The sequence below is a fragment of the Herbivorax alkaliphila genome (assembly GCF_030848475.1).
In the GTDB taxonomy this organism is placed as follows: Bacteria; Bacillota; Clostridia; order Acetivibrionales; family Acetivibrionaceae; genus Herbivorax.
Genome location: NZ_JAVDDS010000005.1, coordinates 20,456 through 39,542 on the forward strand (window position 1 = coordinate 20,456; position 19,087 = coordinate 39,542).

General features: G+C 31.0%; 15 protein-coding genes. 9 read left to right on the top strand and 6 right to left on the bottom strand.

The features are described 5' to 3' along the window. Nucleotides 1-37 precede the first annotated feature (37 nt). Genes RBH29_RS02710 through RBH29_RS02720 form a run of 3 tightly spaced genes read right to left on the bottom strand, consistent with a single transcriptional unit; the run spans nucleotide 38 to nucleotide 1,727 of the window. Nucleotides 38-502, bottom strand: coding sequence for a hypothetical protein (locus tag RBH29_RS02710; protein ID WP_306694966.1), 465 nt, complete (start codon nucleotides 500-502; stop codon nucleotides 38-40). A 31-nt stretch (nucleotides 503-533) separates the two neighbouring features. Further along, the gene (locus tag RBH29_RS02715) at nucleotides 534-1,316 is read right to left on the bottom strand and encodes a hypothetical protein (protein WP_306694967.1); all 783 of its coding nucleotides are present in this window, start codon (nucleotides 1,314-1,316) and stop codon (nucleotides 534-536) included. Nucleotides 1,317-1,355: 39 nt separating this feature from the next. Then, nucleotides 1,356-1,727 carry a hypothetical protein gene (locus tag RBH29_RS02720; RefSeq protein WP_306694969.1) on the bottom strand — a complete coding sequence of 124 codons (372 nt, stop codon included), beginning with the start codon at nucleotides 1,725-1,727 and terminating at the stop codon, nucleotides 1,356-1,358. A gap of 605 nt (nucleotides 1,728-2,332) precedes the next feature. Between RBH29_RS02720 and RBH29_RS02725 the strand changes: the two genes are divergently transcribed. Next, nucleotides 2,333-2,659 carry a hypothetical protein gene (locus RBH29_RS02725; RefSeq protein WP_306694970.1) on the top strand — a complete coding sequence of 109 codons (327 nt, stop codon included), beginning with the start codon at nucleotides 2,333-2,335 and terminating at the stop codon, nucleotides 2,657-2,659. 43 nt (nucleotides 2,660-2,702) lie between these two features. Here RBH29_RS02725 and RBH29_RS02730 read toward each other — a convergent pair whose 3' ends face one another. From RBH29_RS02730 to RBH29_RS02740, 3 genes are all read right to left on the bottom strand, one after another. Further along, nucleotides 2,703-3,497 carry a GerMN domain-containing protein gene (locus RBH29_RS02730; RefSeq protein WP_306694971.1) on the bottom strand — a complete coding sequence of 265 codons (795 nt, stop codon included), beginning with the start codon at nucleotides 3,495-3,497 and terminating at the stop codon, nucleotides 2,703-2,705. 83 nt (nucleotides 3,498-3,580) lie between these two features. Further along, a complete protein-coding gene (deoC, locus tag RBH29_RS02735) occupies nucleotides 3,581-4,267 on the bottom strand; it encodes a deoxyribose-phosphate aldolase (RefSeq protein WP_306694972.1) in 687 nt (228 codons plus the stop codon). A 19-nt stretch (nucleotides 4,268-4,286) separates the two neighbouring features. After that, nucleotides 4,287-4,556 carry an ArsR/SmtB family transcription factor gene (locus RBH29_RS02740; protein ID WP_306694974.1) on the bottom strand — a complete coding sequence of 90 codons (270 nt, stop codon included), beginning with the start codon at nucleotides 4,554-4,556 and terminating at the stop codon, nucleotides 4,287-4,289. Between the two features lie 671 nt (nucleotides 4,557-5,227). Between RBH29_RS02740 and RBH29_RS02745 the strand changes: the two genes are divergently transcribed. Genes RBH29_RS02745 through RBH29_RS02780 form a run of 8 tightly spaced genes read left to right on the top strand, consistent with a single transcriptional unit; the run spans nucleotide 5,228 to nucleotide 19,083 of the window. Further along, nucleotides 5,228-7,012, top strand: a complete 1,785-nt coding sequence (locus tag RBH29_RS02745; RefSeq protein WP_306694976.1) for a hypothetical protein — start codon at nucleotides 5,228-5,230, stop codon at nucleotides 7,010-7,012. Between the two features lie 21 nt (nucleotides 7,013-7,033). Next, a complete protein-coding gene (locus RBH29_RS02750) occupies nucleotides 7,034-7,948 on the top strand; it encodes a hypothetical protein (RefSeq protein WP_306694977.1) in 915 nt (304 codons plus the stop codon). Nucleotides 7,949-7,951: 3 nt separating this feature from the next. Next, nucleotides 7,952-10,705, top strand: coding sequence for a HAMP domain-containing protein (locus tag RBH29_RS02755; RefSeq protein WP_306694978.1), 2,754 nt, complete (start codon nucleotides 7,952-7,954; stop codon nucleotides 10,703-10,705). Between the two features lie 26 nt (nucleotides 10,706-10,731). Next, on the top strand, nucleotides 10,732-12,342 hold the full coding sequence (locus tag RBH29_RS02760; protein ID WP_306694980.1) for an MORN repeat-containing protein: 1,611 nt from the start codon (nucleotides 10,732-10,734) through the stop codon (nucleotides 12,340-12,342). Between the two features lie 40 nt (nucleotides 12,343-12,382). Continuing rightward, entirely contained in the window at nucleotides 12,383-14,461 is a 2,079-nt protein-coding gene (locus RBH29_RS02765; protein WP_306694981.1) for a TolC family protein, read from the top strand. Nucleotides 14,462-14,481: 20 nt separating this feature from the next. Next, complete coding sequence (locus tag RBH29_RS02770) at nucleotides 14,482-17,670, top strand: copper amine oxidase N-terminal domain-containing protein (RefSeq protein WP_306694982.1); 3,189 nt, start codon at nucleotides 14,482-14,484, stop codon at nucleotides 17,668-17,670. 33 nt (nucleotides 17,671-17,703) lie between these two features. Continuing rightward, nucleotides 17,704-18,279, top strand: a complete 576-nt coding sequence (locus RBH29_RS02775) for a DUF4255 domain-containing protein (RefSeq protein WP_306694984.1) — start codon at nucleotides 17,704-17,706, stop codon at nucleotides 18,277-18,279. A gap of 6 nt (nucleotides 18,280-18,285) precedes the next feature. Continuing rightward, nucleotides 18,286-19,083: a hypothetical protein gene (locus RBH29_RS02780; protein ID WP_306694985.1), complete on the top strand. Its 798-nt coding sequence runs from the start codon at nucleotides 18,286-18,288 to the stop codon at nucleotides 19,081-19,083. Nucleotides 19,084-19,087 lie beyond the last annotated feature (4 nt).

Genomic DNA, 19,087 nt, shown 5'->3' on the forward strand with positions numbered 1-19,087 from the left:
CCCGATGTTCAGCTAAAGCTAAATATCGGGTTATTACCTATGTACTTATTACTTCATCATCAAACATATACAAGTATACATCATCTAAGCTAGGTTTTGCATTCCTTAAATTTAATTCCTCAGGTTTTTTGTCTGATATAAATCTGACACATACACTATCTTTTTCACTTGAAATATTACTTACCTTATATTTTTTCTGAATATCTTTCACCATCTCTTTGCTTACACTAACTTCAAAAACTTTACCTTGCATGTCTTCTAAAATATTACCAGGTTTATCCTGCAACAAAAGTTTTCCTTCTTTTATTAAAATAATTTCCTTTGCTATAAATTCTACATCAGGAACAACATGAGTGGCAATAATATTATAAATTACGTATTCATTATATTTTATTTCTTGCTGATAATATAAAAATACATTTGCCAGCATTAATAAAGGTACAAGAAACAAAATCAACTTCTTATTAAAGAATTTGATTAATTCATATGCTATTAGTCTCACAATAATCCCCCAATAAAATGTCTAGTTTCATTTAGCTTTCTATAAGGTTTTTAAACTCTAAATTACCACTGCCGATTTCTTTTTTATCCAAATAATCTACATAGTATGTAACATAATCTTTTGTATAAAATATAAACATATATTCATCATCCCCTGAAATCAATTTATGCATTCCTCTATAATAAGACATATCTACTGTATCAACTATTTGATAATCCAAATCATATATTACCATCTCATCAGGAATATGCTGATACTCTTCCAAATTCAAAGCTGCATAAAGTGGTCTTATATATAAATAGTTGTTGTCAGAATAAATATGCGAAAGAAAATTTATGTCTACTGGGAGTTTTTCTATATTGCTTCCATCTAAATCAGACATATATGCAAACCATTCTTTTTCATAATTATCATCTCCATCAAACATATTAAGTATAAGTTTATCATTTAAAAAGCCTTGAATAGTTGGTCGAATATTATCATCATCATCAGAAATTATTTGCGTCGTAGTTTCTTTTTCTATATCATATCTCATTAACCTTCTTATATTAGATTCTCTTTCAAGAAAATAGACATTATTTCCATATGGCATTAAGTCAAAAATACTACCATCTGGACTACTTCCAGTATATATTATCTCTGGCTCATTAAAAAATCTTTTTTCTAAATCATACTTCATTATATGGTACTCTAAATCTGAATCCTTACTAAAATCACGCACTGTGTAATATACAACACCTCTGTGTATTGCTATGCTAAGTGGATGAAAGTCAAGCGTTAGTATCGTCTTTCTCTCTGTTCCATCCTTTGACATCTCAATTAAATAAATAGGTTCTTCTGTTGTTTGACTTTCTTATAAAAAAATCCTCTCTCCTCTTTCAAGTATGTATAGTTTTTCATCATAAAATGTTAAAAATTCGCCATTGGTAAAAGAACTGTCATCCCTGTTGTTCTGACTTTGTTGACTATAATCTGCATCTGGTCTGCTATCCAATAAAACAGGTTCCATATTATCCTTATCTGCATAATATATACGCGTGCCATTTAGAAAATAGTAACCACTACCAGCATCAGCCATGGTTATGAGTTCCCCCTGTCTATGGTATAAATACTGATAGTCAGTTTCTGAATTGTATGAATTTTTCAAGTCTGCATCAGCTTTGCAACCAGTCAAAACTATAAAAACTGTAAGAAATACGAAAGTTAAAATGTACCTTTTTTTCATTTTTACACCTCTTTCTATTTTAACCCAAGAACAGTACCTAATAAATAATTACATATGGCATTTATTAGGTACTGTTCTATTTAAATTTTAATTATGCCCTCTTTTGTTAAGTCAACTTTAAGTATTAGCAATTTTATATCCACTCATTAATCCATGTAGACCATACTGTCCCATTTGGGCAAACAGGATGCCACGTCCCATTAGCACTACTTCCTATGTACTTCGTTTTAACTACTTTCATATCAGCTGATACATGACACTAAATATAGAATATATTCTATATTTCACCATTATATATATATATATATAATGGTAATGTCAATAGTTTCTTTGATATTTTTTGTCTTTTTTTGCAACAACTTTACTTAAATATTGTTTTATCCACTTATGTAAACTTTTGCATTCATTATATTTCATTTCCCACTCTCAACTTCTTTTTTATCCAAATAAATTTAACTTAGGTACAATTTTACTACAAGCTTTGCTTCTAATCAATAGATATTTTTAAAACATTGAAACACCCCCACCCTATTCCCATAAAAATTTACAACAATTCATATAAGAAATATGATAAAATTAATTTAGAAAAAATATTAAGGGTACTTATGAATATAACAGAATATTTATATAATAAATATGGTGACTATACCCAAACAAGCACGGAGGTGTATGATATGGTACGAACATTGTATGATCCAGCTATTGAAATGAAAGGTAAGATTGAAGGTAAGATTGAAGGTAAGGTTGAAGACATTTTAGAACTTCTTGAAGATTTAGGTAGTGTGCCTGAATCATTAGCTGCAAAAATAAAAGATCAAAAAGATTTGGCTACTTTATCTAAATGGCATAAATTAGCATCAAAATCCGATAGCCTAAATGATTTTGAAGAGAAGATGAATAAGACAATCTTTATAAAACTTCAGGTGGAGTAAAATCTCCACCTGAAGTCTCAATGTTTAACTAAAGCACGCAAGTTCACTCATATATTTCAATTAGCGATTCTTCAAACTCTTCATCTTCTATTATTTCTCCAAATACATCTACATCCTCTATTGTTTCTGAAAACACATCTTCCTCTTCTATTATGTAATCATCATCTTTATCTTTGCCCTTATCCTTGTCTTTTTCCTCATCTTTTTCTTCATTAGGTTGCTCTTTGTGCCTTACAACCTCTAAAGCTTGTGTATCCATTGATATAATTGAAATAGTTCTTGGAAAGGTCTTATTAAATCTGAAATTCCCTTTAAATTCTTTAACTTTCTCGCCTTCAATCAAAAACTGTACTTTATCTATCTCCTTCAACTCTGTCAGAGAATTTACAATTGAGTAAATTGTCATCTTTTCCTGAGCCTTTTCACCTGAATGTTTCTCTCTAAATTCACTGTTAAAATCAACAACTGCAACATCACCATCTATCTCTATCTTTGATTTAAGCTTTGATTCAGATGGAATAGTAGGCCTTAACTCGTCAACTTTAGGTCCCTTTATTAGTTCATTGACAATAATCCCTGCTAGATGATTTACACTTTTTTTTGCTTCACTCACAGGTATATATCTAATTTCCAACTTTAACTCTGTACAATCCTTATTTGCAAAATAAAGATTTATTGGAACTTTGTCTGATATCTGCCTAGCTTCCGCTTCACTTAATGTAATGCTACTAACAGGGTGCACATCTTCACCTTGTAAACTATCCTGCTTAGAAGAACATCCTGCCATAAATGTTATTATCATAATGCATACTGATACAATACACAATTGTTTTTTCATCAACCGGCCACCTCACTATAAATTCTTTATAGATTATTTTTATGCCGGTCATACACTCAGTATTCTTCTTTTTTACCCTTAAATCAATAATTACTATCTACATCATTGACACTATTTGTTAAAATAGCAACTGTAGAACTTGTCCCTAACCTTGAACATCCTACCTCTATAAACTTCATAGCCTGCTCTAATGTCTTAATACCTCCAGAAGCTTTTATTTTTGTCTTTGAACTAACAGATTCTTTCATAAGTTCAATATCACTCAATGAAGCTCCACCCCCATTAAATCCTGTAGAGGTCTTTACAAAATCTGCTCCCGCCTGCTCTGCAATTTCACATGCCTGTATTTTTTGTTGGTCATTTAAAAGAGCAGTCTCAATAATTACCTTCACTATAACATTTCTATCATGAGCACAATTTACAACTTCACTTATATCATTTTTTAAATATTGATAGTCGCCTGAAATTAACTTTCCTATGTTTATAACCATATCAAGTTCTTTAGCACCATTTTCTATCGCCTCTATGGACTCATTAACTTTGCACTTTGTAGTTGTAGTCCCATGGGGAAAACCTATAACTGTGCCTACTAACACTTTTGAATCTTTTAAAATTTCACCCGCTATTTTTACATGACAGGGTTTAACACAAACACTGGCCACATTGTACTCTTTAGCAAGCTTCACCTCTTTTTCAAGCTCAAGATCCGTAAACTCAGGTTTTAACACTGCATGATCAATCGCTTTTGCCACAACATCTCTTTTATCCAATTCTTCTTCCTCCTAATAATTAAAATAATGCTGAAATTATATTAATAACATCTTTATCTACAACAGAATAACAAATTTCAAGTCCACTTCTTTTCCCCTCAATTATACCTGCTGCCTTGAGTTTTGCAAGGTGTTGAGATACTGTTGACTGGGGTAAACTCAAGCATTCTTGAATTTTTGTAACATTACAATTGTTATTTATTAATCCTCTTACAATACACAGTCTGTGAGGATGAGCCAATGCCTTTATTTTTTCAGCCTTTTTCTCATATATTCTACAATCTTCCATATAGACTTCCTCCTATTATCTGTATATCTTGATTTTATGATATAATTCATTAATTGTCAATAACCACGATGAAAAGAAAGGAACATATACATTTTTAGTATTTTTTGTGATTTATTTTTTCTTACCAATCTTATAACCAAAAAAAAGTTAAACTTTAATATTGCATATATTATATTGAAATGCTATAATTATTATTAATCTTGTTTTTTCATATCATGGACGTAAGGTTGCAATAGACTCAAATGAATTAACCCTTCTCAAGAGGCGACATTATAAGCATTTCACTTTATAAGATTTTGAGAATAATAGTATGTAGCACCTTATTTATGGTATGTCGTAACAAATATATTATTTTATGTGAAGTAATGTATTTCAGCACTATTAGAATCAATTTGTTCAGTTCAATATGTTTGTCAATATTTAAGCTCAAAGGAGATAATTAGCTCTTGTTTGCATGTTTTGTAATGAAATATCCTTTAGAGAAAGTTTGTAAAAAGTATTATTATTTTAAACTTAGTAATGCTAAGAAATAACATCGGATTTTGCCCTTGAGAATACAAAGTTATTTCTAAGACATTACTTAACGTATTAATTCTTTTTTCTATTAAATTTAAAAGATTTGTGTTTCTAAATGTTAAAACTTCATAAAAAAAACAGAGAGGATGGATAGTTTGAAAAATTTAAAATATTTTCCTTTTGAAAGAAATAAATATTTTTATGGTAAGCTTCTAACTGTTTCAGATTTTGAATCTGAGCAAAAATATTTTAATGACAAAAGAAGGTTATTAAACAGGTTATTATTTGGAAGCGGTATAGTGTGTGGACTTAACACTGTTAAAGTAGATGATACATCCATATCTGTTGAAATGGGAATGGCATTAGATTATGCAGGAAGAGAAATTGTACTGGACAATCCTGTAATTAAGAAGCTTTCTACAATAGATGGATTTGAAAGCAGTAGTTTGTCTAAAAAACTCTACTTATGCATAGAATACGCTGAAAGAGAGAAAGAACCAGTTCACTCTATTTCTGGCACTTCCGATAATGAAGAAAGAATTGAACATAATAAATATAAAGAAGTATATCGGCTTTTTATAAGTGAGGAAGAGCCTGAGCCTTCAATTTTAAGCTTATCAAATCTTTATGAGAATGTTCAGACATTATATAATGATAACAAGATAAAGGTAACCCATCTAACACCTAAATATGTAAACTCCCTTGGGGAGATGTATCTTACCGTTATAGTAGAAAACAATCAGCAATCCCCCTTCTCCTTTTTTTATGAAGTGGATATGCCCTGTTTTACTACATCTGATGGCAGCAACTCTCTTAAGGTTAGTTTTAACGGTTCAGACAAAGAAGAAAAAACAATCTTAAAATTTAAGCTTAAAGCAGACAAATTAAACGATACTAAAACAGATTTAATTGTAAAACCTGAAAGCTTTAAAATGACAATAAACGACAGCGAAGTTTCAAGATTAGATATTAATTGTAGGAATTCCGTCAATATAATTAACTCTCACATTAGAGAAGCAATTAAAAAAGATTACTTTTCTTTATCTATGGATGAAATCACCAAAAACATCAGTCAGCACAGACTTTATCTTGCCCAAATAAATATATTAAACGTAGGAGAAACATACGTTATAGAAAACATTAAAAATAATCCTTTTAGTCAATATATATTAAATTCTTCTCTTAATTCTGTATTATTAGACCAAGAAATAGCTAATAATATTGAATGTACTGACAACAATTATTTTGATGATACAACTAATATAATAAACAATTCCTCTCCATCTTTTAGTAGCTCCAGTTTACAAAATTCCTTTACTACAGGAGTTGTTGAAATCCCCTTAGGTCTTAACCCTAAATACAACAAGAAATATTTTACAGAAGAAATCATACATGGTCTTGGGAAGGGCCCTGTTTATATTGACCTTGGTGTAGAATATGAAGAAAGTGACAATAATATTTTTAATCTTGGCCATCAAATTATTTTTGGTGACTCACAAATATTTTCCAAATCTCAATATGAACCTTCTGGTCCTTTGGCTTCAACTGGAGCTGTTACCTATGCTGATAAAGGAACCTTTGTAATAGGAATAAAGCTTTTATCTAATACTGAATCATCCAGTATAAAGGTAAGGTGGAGAGCATATAAGGATTTAAATGACAATTCCATTGATTATTCAGATGATCATAATAATGAATTTTTTATAAGACCTGATACAATGACACTTTCTCCAAGAGAAAGTGGACATTTTAAAGTTATTTGTGATAATAATTCAAATATTTCATTTAATTGGAGCATTGTTGAGGCAGAAGGAGGTACAATTGACTCTAATGGATTTTATACAGCACCAAGTAAAGAAGGCGTCTATGAAATAAACGCTGAAAGCTCATCAGACCCAAAACTTAAAGCTTCAGCCTTTGTTATAGTAAAAGAAAAATAGACAAGACAAGGAGATGTATAAATGAACATTAAAACATTAAGTCATGAATACTTCATAGTTAAAAATGTTTTTTCCTCACCGTCTCAGGATATTTACATAGGTAAACGTCTTGGTTGTTCTCAAGAACGTTTATTTACTATTAACAAAATTATGGATAAGCATCTTATAAAAAAATACATGCCTTTTTTTACTAATTTAAAACAAAAGGACGATATAAATGAATTGATAGATATATTATCAATAGACTCCTGTCTTTATGTTATATTTAAATATTTTGATGAAAGAAAACTTGACTGGGTTCTTAACAATATAAGAATGTCCTTCACTGAAAGGCTTAATATAGCCAAAAGTCTAATTGTAAATATGATGTCTTTAAAGCTTCCACCAGAATTTACATCTTTAATGCTCAAAAGTAGTAATTTAAACGTGGAAAGCTCATACAAAATATATTTTAACTATTTTTTAAATCTTAATGACATTAATGACTCTGTTAGCCTTGAAGAAATTATGAATCATACAGGTTTAATACTTTCTAAAATTCTTATACATGATAAAAAATATCATTTTGATGAACTTTGGAATGTTATTGAAAACTGTATAAAGTCTAAATATGCGTCATTTAAAGAACTATATTCAGATTTTAATGAGTTTTATAGGTGCTATACTTCAGATCCTGAAAACTACCGTGCTTTGGCAAATAAAAGTTTATTATCAAAAATCAAAGAAAAGAAAAAAATCTTAAATGGTGTAAAAGTTGTTTCAATTATTTTTATAATAGCAGGACTTTTGACTTTTTGGATATACAGCTCTTTCTTTAAAACAAAACAGGCATTTAATGAAACTGACTCGTATAATGGCATCACCCAAATTGGTACTGTTGAACTGTTATCTGATTCTATTTACCAAGACAGTACCCCTAAAGATGGGAGTGATTAATTAATGAGGTGGAAACTTTTTGTACTTTTTGCCATATACATTCCAGTATCTATATTTACAACACTAAAACTGGTACCTGATTATTTTAACTATATAACAGAAGTAAACATTGATAATTCAGGATATATTCACTATATAAATAACTTAAATGACCAAGTAAATATTGTAAAAACTGATAGCAATGGAACAATTTTAAACACCATTGATTTCAAAACTATTAAAGGTAATCGCCTATATGAATACTCTGACATGGCAATTGACTCTGAGGGAAATATTTATGTAGTTGAGATAGAATATGAAACATTCTCTCATTTGATAATATCTGAAAAAATACTTAAATTTGATAAAAATGGAGAGTTTCAAAAGGAAATATACTCAATCAGTTATGATGATGCTAAGCGCCGCTTAAATATTGGAATTTCATCTGTGGACATTTATGAAGATTTTATTTATTTTTTCCATCTAAATGAAGACAAAAGTTTTGTCAAATTGAAAAGAATTTCTATAAATGGTCATACAACAGATACCATTAAAGAAATGGTGCTGTCTCAAGAAATATATCCTTCTGAATTAAGGTACTCTCCTTCAGGAGATATTATCTTGCTTACTAGAAAAGCAAACATAATAAAACTGGATAAACAAGGGTCTTATACACACATCTTCCCTCATGAAGGTTTTAGTGAAAACTCAATACCATCAGATTTAAGCATTGATGCTAATGGTAATTTATTCTTTATGGATTTATTCACTGGAAACAAAGTTTTTATAGATATGAACGAAAAAAAGGCAATTGTAAAAAATAACAGCAGTGATATAATAGAGGAAAAAACAGGTCTTACTTATAAGGATATAAGAAATCTATATGCTTATAATGAAAACCTATTTGCTGCTATAACTAATGATGTGATAGATGATAAAAAAAGTATAGCTTATATGGAGGAAAACACAAATCAGGTTATTTATCCATCACTTCCCCACTCATATTATATTATAAGAATAGTTACTCTTTATATTCTATTGTCTTTAGCTACACTAATACTTATCCTTTTTTATAAGCTTTTTAGAAGATTTGTTTCAAAGAGATCTTCTATTATATTCAAACAGGCTATAATTTTAATGCCATTAATTTTGATAAGCATGATTATTGTTAACATATATACAATGAATATCTATCAGCAAGTACTATATGATGAAACAATATCTCAAGTTTATAATTTTTCTCTAGGTTTTTCACGTAATATTGATGCTGAAAAAGTTAAAGCAATTGATTCTCCAAAAGCATATAAGGGAACGGAATATAATGAACTAGATGAAATTCTCAATTTTGATCTTGACAGTTACTATGATATAAGAGAAGAAGAGTATAAAAAAATGATTTATAATATGTTAAGTGTTGTAAGAGATGATAGATTTTATATAGGAGTTTCGTACAGCTATCAGTGCAATATGCCTATGGAATATATCTATAATAGGAAATCTTTGGACTTATACAAAAAGGCAGCAAATGAAAAACGCATTATATCTGGCAGCATACAGGATGAACTTGGAACCTGGCTGGTTGTAGTAACTCCTATTATTGATTCTAATGGAACAGTTGTAGGTGTTCTTGAAACTGGAACAACCTTCGATGATTATAATGCAACTGTTGTATACAATACCTATAAGATTTCTATAGTAAACCTTTTTTCCGCTTTTATAATTATTATTCTCTGTATGATTGCACTTTATATATCATTAAAGCCTTTAAGAAAGCTAAAACACGGAGTTGATTCAATTTCCCAAGGAAACTACGGAACTCAGATTAAAATTACCTCAAATGATGAAATTACTGACATAAGTAAAGTATTTAATCAAATGTCTGGTAAACTCCAAAAGCATTTTAATGAGCTTACCAAGCTCAACGACGCATACTATAGATTTGTTCCTCTAAAGTTTTTTGAGCTGTTACACAAGAAAAGCGTACTACATGTCAAGCTAGGAAATCAAGTAAAAAAAGATATAACTATTATGTTTACAAATACACAGGATTTTGATCAAATATCTTCAAAATTATCAACTGAAGAAATATTTAATCTTATTAACTCTGCTTTTAACTTAATTGGCAATGAAATAACAAACCTCGGAGGTATTGTAGATAGATTTGACAGGGCTGGTGTGTTATCTCTTTTCCCTGTTAATCCAGAAAAAGCTCTGACCTCTTCCATTGCCCTAAGAGAAAAACTTTTAGCTCAAAAAAACTTAAACAGCAATGATAATTTGGATAGTCTAGATTTTGCCTCTGCAATACATAAAGGCTCAGTTATGCTGGGAATAGTAGGGCAGGAAAATCGAATGTCTGCAACAGCTATTTCGGAGCACGTAAATTTGGTATTTCGTATTGAAACACTGTCAAAAGAACTTGGTTGCTCAATTTTGGTTACTGAACCTGTATACAAATCTCTTCCAGCTAATAAATATAACTCTCGACACATAGGTCGAATTGTTTTAAAAGAACGAAATGAAATAATTAATTTATATGATTTCTATGACGGAGATCAACCTGAATTGTTAATGCTCAAAAAAAGAACAAAAATAATTTTTGAAGAATCTGTCAAGCTATTTTTACAGAGTAAGTTTTATGAAGCAAGAAATGGTTTTATAAACGTACTTAAAATTAACCCATATGATTCAGTATCCAAAAAATACATTTATAAATGTGACGAATACTACAAAAAAGACTCTGTCGAAAAGCCAGATCTTTCCTTAAATACTTTTTAGAATAGTCGCCAAGGAGTTGGATAATAATGTTTGATTTAAAAGATATTCTTAGTAAAAATATTAAAATTATATCAAATTCAATATCAAGGTTTTTCAAAAAGTTTGTTAAAAAAATCAAAAAACTCTCTAATATTAAACGCCATTCTGCTAAATTTACAAAAAAAGCAGTCAAGAAAGTTCTTGGCTTTTTACGTGGAGATAACAAAAGCCTGAAAGATTATTTTCAATTTGGCAATTTACTGATATCAAAAAAATTAGCAGTAATAATTATAATTATCTGTATCGCAGCCCCTATATTGTTCACTAGATATGCTCTTCCCCCAATTAGAGAGAGGTTTTGGACGCCAAGCTTTTATTTTAACTCACCTGATATAGAAAACTATACTGGAAGAGCAAATATTTTAGCCTCAAACTCTCAAGTAGTTTATGTAGGTGATATAGTAGAAGGCAAATGTACAGGAAAAGGACGACTTTATGATTTAGAAGGCTCTCTTGTATATGTGGGCGAATTTTTACTTAACAACTTTAGTGGAAAAGGCAAACTCCATCATGATGGCAATGTTTTGTTTAATGGAGAATTTTTGCTAAATAAATATAACGGTGAAGGGCAGCTTTTTGATGAGTCAGGTACACCAATATACCATGGAACTTTTAAAGATGGCGAATATAACGGTCATGGTACAAAATACTACCCAGATGGAACAATGAAGTATCAGGGCACCTTCAAAGATGGTTTGTTCGAGGGAGAAGGAACCTATTATGAAGATGGAATGATAAGGTACACAGGGGGCTTTAGAAATGGTGCGTACAGCCAAAAAGGTACCCTTTACGATGAATATTCACGTAAAAAATTCACAGGTTATTTTGAGAATAACCTGTATCATGGGGAGGGAAAAGAATTCTTCCCTGATGGAACCATTAAATATACCGGCACTTTTACTTTGGGAAAGTACAACGGTCAGGGTAAATTATACGATTATGAAAAAAATACTATGGTGTATCAAGGTAATTTTGCCGATGGAATATATAACGGGCTTGGCAAATTATATAATACAGAAAATGGTAGGCTAGTATATGATGGAGAGTTTAAAAACGGTTTATTTGATGGTTTAGGTACCATATATGGTATAAATGGAAGAGAATTGTTTAATGGACCTTTTAAGGATGGAAATATTGATTTCTTCTATTTACTAGGTAAGCCTGTAACAGATTTAGATAACGTTTTTCTTACTCCAAATACAATCAGCATGCAACATGATTTGGTGTGTATCACCTATGAAGATATGAATTTAAGCCTTGTACTTTACATGGAAGAAGAAGATGAAGCACTTTTAGATGATACTTCTTTAACTGTTAACGAAGTGATTTTGTGGGGTGATGTGAATATATCTGAAATAAATAATTCTATGGCTTTAGAAGACTTTATACTAATTCATGGAGAACCTTTGTATTCAGGCTACACGTATCTTACCTTTGAAGATGAACTGGTACTAAGCAATATATTAAAAAACAATAGTATAGATTTAGACCAAATACCTGATGAAATATATCTTGCTCATTTCAAAGGAGAAGAATATAGTTTTTCAGCATTTTTCAAAGGTGAGGCAGAAGAATTTTTATATCTCATTATAAAATAGTGAGTGAACAAAATAACAATTAGGACAATCAGGAGGTCATATGAATAAAGTTTATTTAAAATCCCCCTCAACTGATAGGATGCTTTTTAAAAAAACAGGTATATATATTCTGGTTTTAACTATTGTGCTATGCCTCTTACCTGTGAGAGCAACTTCAAGAACTCCAAATAACCTTACTCTGGATGAAGCAGTGCTTCTTGCCATAAAAAACTGTAGCAATATAAAAGATGTGGAAACTGAGCTTATACTAAAAGAAATTGAATTAAGGCAAGCAAGAGAAGCCATCCGTGATATAAGACGTAAGCAGTCCACAGTGAGATTCTCTCTGCTTTATAATATTGAGTTCCCTTCAAAGCACGGTCTTCCAAGAGAGATAAGCCTTGTAATGAAGGTTCCAGAAATAGAAAACAGTATAGTTGTTCTCAATGAAAAGTTGAAATATGAAGCATTAAACACACAATTTAAAGCAGAAAGTGCTTATATTGAAACTGTTGAACTTATGGAAAGCGTTTCTCTTTCAGAAACGCTACTTGAAAATACAAAATCAACACTTGAAAGAATTCAAAGAGATTACAGAATTGGAAAGGCAAGTAGGGATGACTATGAATATTTAAAAAAAGAGGTAGAAACACAAACTGATAACCTTAGAAAAGAAATTTTAAGATATGACAATGCAAAGAAAAAACTTGGTGAAATTGTTGGCATTGATGTACAAACAGGCTATAGTTTTAGTAAAGACTTTTCTTTTGTATCCTTAGAAAGAAAAGATCTTCAAGGCATTGTCTCCCATTCTGTAGACAATGACTTTGACCTTTTTAAAGCCTCTAGGAATAGAAAAATAGCTGAAAGAGAACTCCAGGAACTTAGAAATATATACAACGACCGTTGGGGCAGCAAGGTCAGTATATTGGAAAGTGAACTTTCCAAAAACAGTGAAATCAACTATCGGTCATTTTTAAACAAATATCATAGAGCTTTAAATAATATTGAACGTCCCTGGACAGGTAGACGTCGTATTCGCCTAGGTTTTTTTAGCATACGTATACCTAGAGAATGGTTTCAAGGAGAATATGACGGTATACGCTACTTTGAAGACGAAAAATATGCATTATTTCTATCTTTAATTGAAAGAGACAGAGCTAGAAAAGCCGAAGCTGATGCAGAAAAACAACTTGTCGATATGATAGAAGACACCTATCTTACCGTTAAGGAACTTGAAATTGCTTATGATGAATCAGTTAAAAATGCTCAGGATGCAAAGGCTCAGTACGAAAGAGCAAAAACCCAAAATAGACTTGGTGAGTTAAGTTTTCAAGAACTTGAATCTGCAAAAAATAACGCTATACAAAGTGAAAATGCAGTTTTTTCAAGTCTCTTAAATTATAATAAAACAATAAGCATGTTTAACCTTTATGCCAGTGGTGCAATAGATAAATTCAGGTCTGGAGTCTCTTTTGACAGAAGTGAATTTGAATCAGGTGATTCATTTAGAACAGATGACCAAGCAGACACCGATTTATCAAACCGTCCCAATTGGTATGTTAGACTGCCTATAACCGACTTTAAATTCATTTTTGGTGTAAATATCCCTGATAGTGCAGATATAGATGCAACTCATTTTGCACTTTTTACTGATGATGGAACACAAATTGGAAATAAAACAAGACTAAGCAACACCATCTCCCACCTGCCAATTTCCTTTAGAAACTCCACAAGGATGGTAGTTAAGCTATACATGGATGATATACCGACCCATGAAGCAGAAATTGATGGAGCTCAATTAGAAGGAGAATTGGTATTTAAAGAGCTTTTGGAAGAATCTCTATCTCATAGTGAAAAAAACATAGGAGAATGGTCATTAAATCAGTTAGATTCTTTTTTCAGATCAAGCTTATCTGTAAAAATAAGCGATGAAATAGCAGCAACTCACTATCAAGTTATAATTGATGAAACAAACATCACAAGTGAGGTAATAGAAATTGATAAACCTTTTAATCATCTTTCTATAATATTTAACAACCCTGAAATAATTGACATTAAACTATATAATATGGACAATGAATTATTTACCCTAGACCTTTCTAAAGAAGATGGAAATAATATTTTAAATATAAAATAAATTATCAGGATGGTGAGCTTATGGCATTAACAAAACCTCTTAAACAAACTATAAAAAACTTAATAGTTTTACTTATAGTCTTTATTCTTTGCATCTATATTTTAAATATGGACGTTCTGCATGCAAATCCCTCAAGACCTGATGCAAAAGATATTCCTATAGGTTCACTTATTATCGGATCACATATTATTTCTTTTGAAGCCTTAAACAATGATCTTATTGATATTGCATTAAAAAGTGCTGAGGAACACTTTCAATTTGATACCTACTATAAGTCAGAGTTTGCAAATGGAACATGGTTTGAAATAACCAATGCCTCAAGCTTTTCTGATATATCTACTTCTGGGAATGCTGTTTCAAACTCAGAAATAAATGAACTGACTTTAACACACTGGACAAGAGATGATGGTGCAACAATTGATCTTGAATCCGGTCGTAAAGTAGATTTGTTCAGAATAATTGACTACCGAAATCCAAATGTTTTACCTGAACTAGAGGAATTAAAAACCCAAAGAGAAATGATTCTAGAAATGGAAGATCGCAGTTATGAGGATTATGATAAGCTAAATTCAATCAATAGGGTTTTTATTCCAGTATTTTCGAATAAATACAACGACAAAGAAATGTTGATGGATAAGCTTACAAAGTATATAGAATATTTAAAAACCACTAAAGAAGAACCTGATCAAGTGATTGAAATACCTACTCAGTTAAGAGGCAATCTTAATACAGAGAAAATATTGGTATCTTATGAAGAGGTTTACGATCGACTTCTGACAGAGGCAGAGTATGCTGACAAAATTGTAACAAAAGGCGAAGGAGACGATAGAAGATTTGTTAAAAATGCCTACACCGATCTCTCTACAAAATACTGGTCTGCACTTGATCAGGTTCAAAAGAAAATTGTGGAACTGGAAAATCAATCAAGTGATTCTTCCCCCCACTCTCCCATTTTGTCTGAGAAAAAAACTGCTTCTAAAAATCTTTTAGACGCTGTTTCTGAAGATGATTATCAAAGTGCTGACACTTCTCTTCACAGAATATATGCGATAAATAACATTCTATCCAATTCAATTATAAACATTAAAATTGAGCTATCCATACTGGATTCATTAAAAGAAAAAGAAGTTGAGAAACTTATTACATTGGCTAAAAGAGGTGACTCACCTCAATATCTTAGTGCAAAAAATAATGGTGAATCCTCTAGATTATTAGCGTCTCTCAAAGAGGAAAATATGCTATTATTAGAAGAAATGGGGGATAATATAGAGGAACTAACTGACTACATTAAACAAAGAAGAAGCAATCCAAATGATGTGTTATCTTTATATCAGGACATAAGAAGCCAGTATATGTCAACAATTCCCTTAGTGCCTGAATGCGATTCTCAAAAAGAAATAGTTGACTACCTAAATTCCCTTATAGATAGTTTAAATTCTAAAATTGCATCTATACATTCTGATTTAAACAAAACCTCTTCGGAAGCAATTGATGAGCTTAATTTAATTGACGAGCAGGTAAAACTTTTAAACGAACAATACATGGACTCTATAGAAAAAGGCGATTTAGAACTGGCTGCTTCAATAGAAAGAGATATAAATGAGCTTTCCGACAAAAAAAATTCTATAGAAAATCAGGCTCTTGAAAATTATAAAGACCTAATGAAAGAAAAAAGAGATTTAGAAGAACAACTAAAAGAAGCAATGGATGATGAAGACTTAGATACTGTTAATGATTTGATATCACAGTTAGACTCCATATCCTCTGACCTTATAAATACTGAAGATTTCCTTGACGATAAAGCAAAACTCATGTCAGAGCTTTATGAGGATACTTTAAATGATTTAACCGATTCAATACTAGAGGGAAATTATGATAAGGCTCTTAATCTAGCAAATGAACTTGCCAATATTTCAGATAAATTACCCGATGATTTTAAAGGCAAAGAAGCAAAAGAGTCAGACCTTAATAACCTTAACAAAATTATAGATGATAAATATGTAGACCTTGTAGTTGAAGGAAGTTTAGATGAGGCTGACAATCTTAAAAGCATACAAGACTCCATAAATCAGGCTTTAGAAGAACTCATGGAATCAATCCCTGAAAGTCATGAACAGCCCGAAAAGTCTGATGACCAAGTAGATGAAATCTTGTCAGATCTTTACGAAGACACACTAAAAGAGCTTGATGATTCTATTCAAACAGGAGATTATGAAAAGGCTCTTGAACTGGCAAATAAACTTGGAAATATTTCTGGCGAGTTACCCGATAGTGCTGTAAGCCTAGACACTAAAGAGTCAGACCTTGATAATCTTAACAAGCTTATAGATGATAAATATAAAGATCTTATATCTAGTGGTAAACATAGTGAAGGCGACCAACTTAAAGCCTTGCAGCAATCTATGAATACAGCATTAGAGGAGGGTATTGGCATAGATGATGAAACAGACATAGATGATTCTTCCTACGATGAAGATGATACTTATGAAGATGATACTTATGAAGATGATACTTATGAAGACGACTCATATGAGGACGATTCTTATGTAGACGGAACAGGACCATTATTATCTGACTTAAAACAGGCTGAAAGCTCTCTTGGCATGGGTTATGTAGGAGATATAAACCATATTATAGATTTATCCGCCAGAAAGCATCGTCTTATAGTAAGGCTTATCATCCTCAATAGTTTAAAATCTAATCCAGAACAAAACCTAAATGCTATAGATATGCTAATGTCAGACATAACAAAACAATTAAAAGAACTTGAAAGACAAAAGTATCAAAGTCATGAACTTGAATTAAGGTCTCAAGTTATTAATGGATATCAACTACTCCCTTTAGAAAACTTAATAATTGAGGGAAGTAATGCAAAGCATAGATTTCCAATTGCAGTAAGAAACAACACAGTATTCATTCCCCTTCGTTCTCTCGCTGAATCTATGAGAGCTAGGGTTCTGTGGAGGCCTTCAACTTCCGAAGTTACTCTAGTAAATAATAACAACATTTTTGTGTTTAATATAGGAAGTGAAGTCGTTGCTATAAATGGCAAGGAAGATATAATGCCCTCTCCTGCAGTCACAATTAATGGTGCTACTTATGTACCTCTTGATTACATAACTAGGAAACTTGAGCTTGAAAGTATCTGGAGATCTGGTGACAGTTGCTTAGTTCTTTATCCTAAAAGATTAGAGGAAAGAATTAAGTAAAAACATATACTACAAAAAGAAAGGAGCCATAAAATGGCACGATACTTTGCACTAAGTGAAGTGGGAAACTCAATAATAAACCTTCTAAGAGATAACATGTGCCCTGAGCTCATACAAAATCGTGACATGATATTACTATGCTCACCCTTTGATAAAAACGATTTTGTTTTATCTCTTCACCTTTATGATATTCAAGAAAATGGAAGTTTTAGGAATGTTAATATGATTAATTTAGATAATGAACGCCAACAGTATCCTTCCATTTCACTTACTCTTTATTATATGATTTCAGTAAACATAGGAAGGGATATAAAGTCAAAAGCCGTTGATGAACAACGAATATTAGGTAGAACCATGCAAATTCTCCATGACTCACCTGTAATTGAGAATTCAAAGCTTGGTAATTCCTTTGATGAGGGAGAAGAACCTTTAAAAGTTGTATTAAATAATCTTACCTTTGATGAGAAAATCAAGCTATGGAGTGCTTCAAACTCCCCTATAAAGCTGGCTCTATACTATACTGTTTCACCAGTATTAATTGAATCAACCAGAATTAAGACAACTAAGCGTGTGGTTGATATGGATCTTATAATAAAAAAGAAGGATTGATATGTTATGACCTTGCTTGCATGTAAGAAGCTTTTTAGAGTTAATTTGGCAGTAATGCTAATAGATGATTTTACTGATAGTTGTATTTATGGATCAGGATTTACACTGTCAATTAAAGATACAAATATAAATCCCCTTAGAAAAAACGATGGTTTTTATGTCTTTACAAATCTGCCATCAAACCAGATTCAAATAATGGTAAAATCATCAAAATACATTGATGAAATCTTTAATATCAACACTGAAAGCTTACAAGCTTCTTCACCTGTAGTTAAAATACGATTAAAACCAAATGTAAATTATAATCTTTCTACTACTTGTACAGCCGTCACCGGTGTTATTAGATCTTCTAACAATAATCCTCTAGACGGGGTTAACATAAAGGTTGTTCCTCATAACCAAAGCTCTGATTATAAAATAGTTAAAATTAAAAAATTAAAGGATAAAAACTTAATTACTTTATACTCCTCAGGAAGCAAAAACCTTGAAGGTAAAACTTTTTTAATATGTGATAAAAAAAGTGACAAAAAAGAATACTTTACCCTTTTGGAAAGCTTTGACAACAACAATACATTTATATTAAAAGAGCCATTAACACATGAATATAACAAAAATGATGCTTATATACTTAAAGTTTATTCAACCAGAACAGATAAAAATGGCCAGTTTCTTATGCCTCTTGATTTTAAAATTGATAACAACAAGGAAATTATACTTGAAGCTGAGTATAACAGCAGGGTTATTTCAAGGGAATTTGAAATTTCAAAAAATATACGAAATAAAATTGGAACAATAACTTTTTAAATTT